This window comes from Amylibacter sp. SFDW26 (assembly GCF_009184395.1).
GTDB lineage: Bacteria > Pseudomonadota > Alphaproteobacteria > Rhodobacterales > Rhodobacteraceae > Amylibacter.
Genome location: NZ_WEIC01000003.1, coordinates 407,854 through 414,824, shown reverse-complemented (window position 1 = coordinate 414,824; position 6,971 = coordinate 407,854). Strand labels below are relative to the sequence as shown.

Here is a 6,971-nt window from a genome sequence, read left to right as displayed (position 1 = left end):
CGTGAGCTATATCCATCAACTGCCAGAATAGATTACCTTAGAAGCAAACCAGCAAACAAACAAAAATCTAATATCAAAGTTAAGAATAGTCGCATAGCACAACACTATTTGTAGCGTTAAGCTGTCTCTAAATATTTACTATATTAGGAGAAACATATGACACAGGCTTTTTATGCGCTTGCGCTTTATACAGGAATACTGGGTTTAATGTGGATGTGGTTGGGGAATAATGTCGGCCGCAAACGAATGCGTGAAAAGGTTTCCATTGGTGATGGTGGAAACCTACATATTATTCGCGCTATGCGTGGGCATGCTAACTTTGTCGAAACAACACCAATGGCATTGATCATTCTTATGGTAGCCGCTGTTATAGGTACACCTGTATTTGTGATCCATATCGGTGGCATTATCTTGGTTGTTGGTCGTTTCTTACATGGGTACCATTTTGTACAAGACGATGCCCCTGGGTGGCAGCGTATGTATGGGATGATCATGACGGTGCTTGTTATTGTTTTGGGTAGTCTTGGTTTGGTTGGGCACAGTCTTATGCAGTTATTTAATACGTAATAATAACCCATAAAACGCTATGCCCAGCCTTGTTGTATGGGCATGGAATGACTACATTTAGCTCATGATAAAACGTCTTTTGAAATTCAAACGTAACCCCGTTGTGAACGTGGTGCGTCTCTCTGGTGTAATTGCTGAATCTGGTCGGTTTGGTGGTGGTGCTCTAAACGATACGACTGTTGGTCCTTTGTTGGAACGTGCATTTCGCAAAAGCAAACCTAAAGCTGTAGCCATTGCATTAAATTCGCCAGGTGGTTCGCCTGTGCAATCGTCGTTGATTGGGGCGCGGATCAGACGATTGTCTGAAGAGTTTAATGTTCCTGTATACGCGTTTTGTGAAGATGTTGCTGCTTCTGGTGGGTATTGGCTCGCCTGTGCTGCGGATGAGATATATGTGGATGACAGTTCGATCATTGGGTCGATTGGTGTGATTTCTGCCTCCTTCGGTTTTCACGAATTGTTGGAAAAGCAAGGTATTGAGCGCCGTGTCCATACAGCTGGTGAAAATAAAAGCATGGCTGATCCGTTCAAACCAGAGCGCCCAGAAGATGTTGAGCGTTTGAAGAAGCTGCAAAAGGTTATCCATCAAAACTTTATCACTCATGTTAAATCGCGCCGTGGCGACAAGCTGGATGACAGTGATTTATTCACTGGTGAAGTGTGGGTCGGCGCAGATGCCGTTGATATGGGACTTGTGGATGGGGTTGCGCATCTTAAACCGAAAATGACTGAGTTGTTTGGTAAAGATGTCAAATTAAACGCATTCGGACAAAAGAAATCATTTTTCAAACGTATGGGATTGGGCTCTATGAGCGAATTATTTTCCAATATGGAAGATCGCTTTTTCTGGTCCCAATACGGTTTGTAACAATGGTAAAGGTCGTTTCGCTCTTTTTAATTGTAATGATGGTCTTGGCCATGTTTGGAAAACTACGTTTGCCAAAAATTCCCACACTTAAACGTCGCTCGCATATTGAAAACGCAAAAAAATGTACTACATGCGGTACATACAAAATCGGGGATCAGCCCTGTAAGTGCGCAAATAAATAACGGGGCGGGAACGTGTTTTGGATTATGTTTATGTAGCTATTGGCTTTGTGATTTTACTTGTCGCAGGCGATGCTTTGGTGCGCGGTGCTGTTGGGCTAAGTTTAAAATTAGGTATTCCAGCCCTTATTGTTAGTTTAACGATCGTTGCTTTTGGGACATCTGCCCCAGAATTGTTGATTTCTATAAAGGCTGCCTTGACAGGGTCTGCTGGTTTGGCATTGGGTAACGTGGTTGGCTCGAATATCGCCAATGTATTGTTGGTTCTTGGCCTACCTGCGTTGCTGTTTGGGATTTCGGGGCAAGATGCATCCCCTAAGTCAAACTTTATTTATATGATGATCAGTACCGTTATTTTTGTTGCAATGGGTTTGACGGGGACGTTGACGTTTCTCAACGGTGTCATTTTGCTTGGTTTACTGGTTTTCGTATTATTCCGTGCCTATCAAAATGCTCAAAAATCCCGAAGCGCTATGAAAGCTGCAACGGGTGAAATTCCTGATGCTGATAATGTTTGGTGGAAGATACTGGTTGCTTTGGCCATTGGTGTTATTGGCTTGCCATTAGGCGCAAATCTGTTGGTCGAAGGGGCCGTGAACATTGCGAAACAAGCTGGCGTTGAAGATGCCATCATTGGTTTGACGTTGGTTGCGATCGGTACATCCCTACCAGAATTAGCAACAACTGTTATGGCGGCATATCGTAAAGAGGCGGATGTTGCATTTGGGAATGTTATTGGTTCAAACCTTTTCAACTTGCTTGGTGTGATTGGTGCGACAAGCCTTATTACATCAATGCCTGTCTCCCAAGAATTCATTGGGTTTGATTTCTGGATCATGCTGGCCAGCTCTTTTGTCCTCTTCCCATTCATATGGTTTAAGATAAACTTAGGTAAATTCTGGGGTGCTGTCTTTTTGGCATCTTACACAGTATATATTTGGATGCTGTTTATCTAAAAGGACAAGTCTATGGCACATAAGGCTGCTTTGATTACGGGCGGCGCCCATCGTTTAGGGCGTGAAATGGCCCTTGCTTTGGCTGCTGATGGTATAGCGGTTGCTGTACATTATTCTGCAAGTGCGGGTGAGGCTGATAAAACAGTTGAGATGATTAAACAGGCTGGTGGTCATGCAGTGGCTGTACATGCTGATCTGTTGGATATGGAGCATACGGAAACACTTATATCGCGTGCAACGGATGCTTTGGATATGCCATTGGATGTGCTTGTGAATAATGCATCTATTTTTGAATACGATACCATTGAAACATTAAATGCCAAATCATGGGAGCGGCATATTAATTCTAACCTACGAGCGTCGGTTTTTTTGACACAAGCCTTTGCAGAACAATTGCCAGAGCGTGGTGACAATGGTGCGCCTGCTTGTGTGGTGAATATGGTGGATCAACGGGTTCGTAAACTGACGCCAATGTTTATGACGTATACAATTGCAAAGGCAGGGCTTTGGGCCTTTACACAGACATCTGCACAGGCTTTGGCACCGAATGTACGTGTGAATGCAATTGGACCTGGCCCCACAGTGCAAGGGACGCGTCAATCCAAAGAGCATTTTGATAAACAGCGGGCCGCTCTTATTTTGGAAGAGGGGCCAAATCCCGAAGATATAGTGGCTGCTTTACGGTATTTATTGTCTGCAGGTTCGGTCACAGGGCAGTTAATTTGTGTGGACGGTGGTCAACATATTGCTTGGCAAACCCCAGATATCATTGGTGTCTAGGGTCGTTTTGATCAAATCCAAACCTTAGGTTGTCCACTAGGTTTACAAAACTTTTACATTGGTAAATATTTTCCTAATAAAATCAGTTATTTGCCGAGAGGTTAAAAATATTTTGTTTAAAATCAATGGTTTAATTTTGTGCCTAAAAAATAGGCAATGAGCGGAAATATGCTAAAACAAACGAAAAAAACCCAAAAAAGGGAAGTTATCCGCAGAGTTATCCACAGAGTTCGTGGACAGAATTTCTCTTGTTCGGGTTGCAATTATGTGCAGCCAGTTGAAGAATCATATAAGCGTTAAGTATGGCTCATAATAATCAGAAAACCACGATGATCGAAGAAGGCAAAGCGGGCCCTCGCAAAGATGATTTGCGTGGCTTTGAAATTATTCGTGGTTATCTGAGCAGCTTGGATAACAGTCCAGGTGTTTACCGCATGCTTGGGGAACAAGGTGACGTGCTTTATGTTGGCAAAGCGCGCAATCTTCGTAAACGGGTTTCCAATTATGCAAAGATGACAGGGCACACGGCACGTATTGGGCGGATGATTTCTGCGACTAAAACAATGATGTTTCTAACGACGCGGACTGAAACAGAAGCATTGCTTTTGGAACAAAACCTGATCAAGCAATTGAAGCCAAAATATAACGTGTTGCTGCGCGATGATAAAAGCTTTCCAAGTATTGCTGTGACACGTTCACATGATTTCCCAATGGTTCGGAAACACCGCGGTAAGAAAGCCAAGAATGATACTTATTTCGGCCCGTTCGCATCGGCGGGGTCTGTGAATAGAACATTGAACCAATTGCAGAAAATCTTTTTGATCCGCAATTGCACAGATAGCATGTTTTCCACACGCACCCGCCCGTGCTTGCAATATCAAATCGCCAGATGTTCGGCGCCCTGTGTTGGGCATATTTCCAAAGAAGATTATGAGCAGTCGGTCAGCGATGCTGAAGACTTTTTGAAGGGTAAGACGAATGCCATTCAAGAAAAGCTGGCATCCGAAATGGCGCAGGCTAGTTCGGAAATGGAATTCGAACGTGCGGCGGGGTTACGAGATCGTATTCGCGCTTTGACACAAGTGCAAACATCGCATTCACAAGGGATCAATCCCAATACAGTGTCCGAGGCGGATGTTATTGCTTTGCACCAATCAAGTGGACAAGCGTGTGTGCAGGTGTTCTTTATTCGTGCGAACCAAAGCTGGGGGAACCGCGCATATTTTCCGAATACGGGTATTGGTGCGGAAGCTCCTGAAATTTTAGAAGCCTTCATTGGGCAGTTTTATTCAACCAAGACGCCAGCAAAGCAAATCCTTTTGTCGAATGAAGTTGAGAACCAAGATTTGGTTCAGCAATTGCTGACAGATAAATTGGAACGAAAAGTCGAAGTCCTTATTCCACAACGTGGTGAAAAGTTCGAACTTGTAGAAAATGCTTTGCGAAATGCCAAGGAATCTCTGGCGCGCCGTATGGCGGAAAGTGCTGTCCAAAGTAAATTGTTGGCGGGTTTATCGGATGCTTTTGATTTAGATGGCCCACCGAAGCGTATTGAGGTCTACGATAACTCACATATCCAAGGGGCACATGCTGTGGGTGCAATGATTGTTGCAGGGGCCGAGGGGTTTGAAAAATCATCGTATCGTAAATTCAATATCAAGGGGACAGAGATCACACCAGGCGATGACTTTGGTATGATGAAAGAAGTGTTGAACCGACGCTTTAAACGTCTGATCAAAGAGGACCCTAACCGCGAAACAGAGTTTTGGCCTGATTTATTGCTGATTGACGGGGGTGCTGGTCAAATCTCTGCCGTTGATGAGATATTGAAAGAACTTGGTGTTCAGGACGTTCCCTATATTGGTGTCGCCAAAGGCGAAGATCGAGACAAGGGTAAGGAAGAATTTTATCGCCCCAACCGTCGCCCATTTGCATTGAAGCGAAATGATCCCGTTCTATATTTCATTCAACGCCTACGTGATGAAGCACATAGATTTGCAATTGGCACACATCGCCAAAAACGGGCAAAAGCATTAACCGCTACGCCATTGGATGAGGTGCCAGGTGTCGGTGCCACAAGAAAACGTGCATTGCTTGCACACTTTGGCTCTGCCAAAGCTGTGTCACGTGCTGCATTGCAGGATTTAAGAGCGGTAGAGGGTATTTCGGACGCATTGGCAGGTTCGATTTATGACTTCTTCCATGACAAAGGTTAAAGGATCGTCTAAGGGTTTTCTATGCAGTGGAATATTCCGAATATATTGACTTTAATTCGTTTGTTGGCAGCCCCAGGTGTCGCCATCATGTTTTTGTACTTTGCCCGCCCATTGGCGGATTGGTACGCAATGATACTTTTCATTCTGGCGTCAGTCACAGATTTCCTTGACGGCTATTTAGCGCGAAAGTGGAAACAAGAAAGCCGCTTTGGTGCAATGATGGATCCGATCGCTGACAAGGCAATGGTGATTATTGCCTTGGTTATCATAACAGGGCTTTCATCAGCTGAGAAACTAGTAATGGATCCGTATATCTTGTTACCCGCAACAATTATTTTGTTCCGTGAAGTATTTGTATCTGGCTTGCGAGAATATCTGGGCGATAAAGCGAACCTTTTACAAGTGACTAGCCTTGCGAAATGGAAAACGACAGTTCAGATGATTGCGATTTCTGTGTTGTTCGCAAAAGGTGTTTTTGAGCATTACAAATTGAATTTATCCCAAGGGATGGATGACACGATTTACTATGGTATTCTGAATGGAACAGTCGAAGACGTGAACCATCTTGTTTGGTATGTGAATGCAACAGATGCAAGTTGGAGCGCAGGTGTATTCCTATTATGGGTCGCTGCAATCCTAACATTCATCACGGGCTGTGATTATTTGCGTAAAGGGATGCCATTTTTGCGAGAAGACAAATGAAACAGTTAGAGGTTTTATATTTCGCATGGGTACGTGAACGCATTGGTATTCCAAAAGAGCAAATTACCACTGACGCTGCAACTGTTAGTGACTTGATTGCTGAGTTGTCCGCACGTGAAGAACGCTACGCTTTAGCGTTTCAAGATATGGCTGTTGTAAAGGTTGCTATCGATCAAACGTTAAGCACCTTGGATGCACCGCTTGAAGGCGCACGTGAAATTGCGATTTTCCCCCCAATGACAGGTGGTTAAATGACCGTCCGTGTTCAGGCAGAAGATTTTGATTTGGGCCATGAGGTGGCGCAACTGACACTAGATACCAATACTGTTGGTGCTGTTGTCAGCTTCATAGGTTTAGTTCGCGATACAACGGGCGGTGATCTGTTGGCTATGGAGTTGGAACACTACCCCGGCATGACCGAACAAGCGCTCGCTGCCATTGATGCAGAGGCCACAAAACGTTGGTCGTTGGCAGGCAGTACGGTGATCCACCGCTATGGTCATCTGAAAACAGGCGAGCAGATTATGATGGTTGCCACAGCATCTGCACATCGTAAAGATGCGTTTGAAGCCGCTGAGTTTTTAATGGATTATTTGAAGACAGATGCCCCTTTTTGGAAAAAGGAACATCTAAAATCAGGATCACAATGGGTCGAAAGCAAAAAGTCAGACGAAGATGCTAAAGACCGCTGGAAAGCGTAAAG

The 6,971-nt window shown here is 44.4% G+C and carries 8 protein-coding genes; all 8 read left to right on the top strand.

Features of this window, described 5'->3' with window-relative positions; genetic code table 11:
* Positions 1-156 precede the first annotated feature (156 nt).
* Entirely contained in the window at positions 157-567 is a 411-nt protein-coding gene (locus F9L33_RS11550) for an MAPEG family protein (RefSeq protein ID WP_152142930.1), read from the top strand.
* Positions 568-634: 67 nt separating this feature from the next.
* Positions 635-1,435, top strand: a complete 801-nt coding sequence (locus tag F9L33_RS11545; protein ID WP_193222036.1) for a S49 family peptidase — start codon at positions 635-637, stop codon at positions 1,433-1,435.
* Between the two features lie 199 nt (positions 1,436-1,634).
* The gene (locus tag F9L33_RS11535; protein ID WP_152142927.1) at positions 1,635-2,570 is read left to right on the top strand and encodes a calcium/sodium antiporter; all 936 of its coding nucleotides are present in this window, start codon (positions 1,635-1,637) and stop codon (positions 2,568-2,570) included.
* Positions 2,571-2,582: 12 nt separating this feature from the next.
* On the top strand, positions 2,583-3,350 hold the full coding sequence (locus F9L33_RS11530; protein WP_152142926.1) for an SDR family oxidoreductase: 768 nt from the start codon (positions 2,583-2,585) through the stop codon (positions 3,348-3,350).
* Between the two features lie 329 nt (positions 3,351-3,679).
* A complete protein-coding gene (gene uvrC, locus F9L33_RS11525) occupies positions 3,680-5,566 on the top strand; it encodes an excinuclease ABC subunit UvrC (protein ID WP_152142956.1) in 1,887 nt (628 codons plus the stop codon).
* Positions 5,567-5,587: 21 nt separating this feature from the next.
* A complete protein-coding gene (gene pgsA, locus F9L33_RS11520; protein WP_152142925.1) occupies positions 5,588-6,268 on the top strand; it encodes a CDP-diacylglycerol--glycerol-3-phosphate 3-phosphatidyltransferase in 681 nt (226 codons plus the stop codon).
* Positions 6,265-6,519 carry a molybdopterin converting factor subunit 1 gene (gene moaD, locus F9L33_RS11515; protein ID WP_152142924.1) on the top strand — a complete coding sequence of 85 codons (255 nt, stop codon included), beginning with the start codon at positions 6,265-6,267 and terminating at the stop codon, positions 6,517-6,519. Before pgsA ends, moaD begins: the two co-directional genes overlap by 4 nt.
* Entirely contained in the window at positions 6,520-6,969 is a 450-nt protein-coding gene (locus tag F9L33_RS11510; RefSeq protein ID WP_152142923.1) for a molybdenum cofactor biosynthesis protein MoaE, read from the top strand.
* The last annotated feature ends 2 nt before the right edge of the window (positions 6,970-6,971 follow it).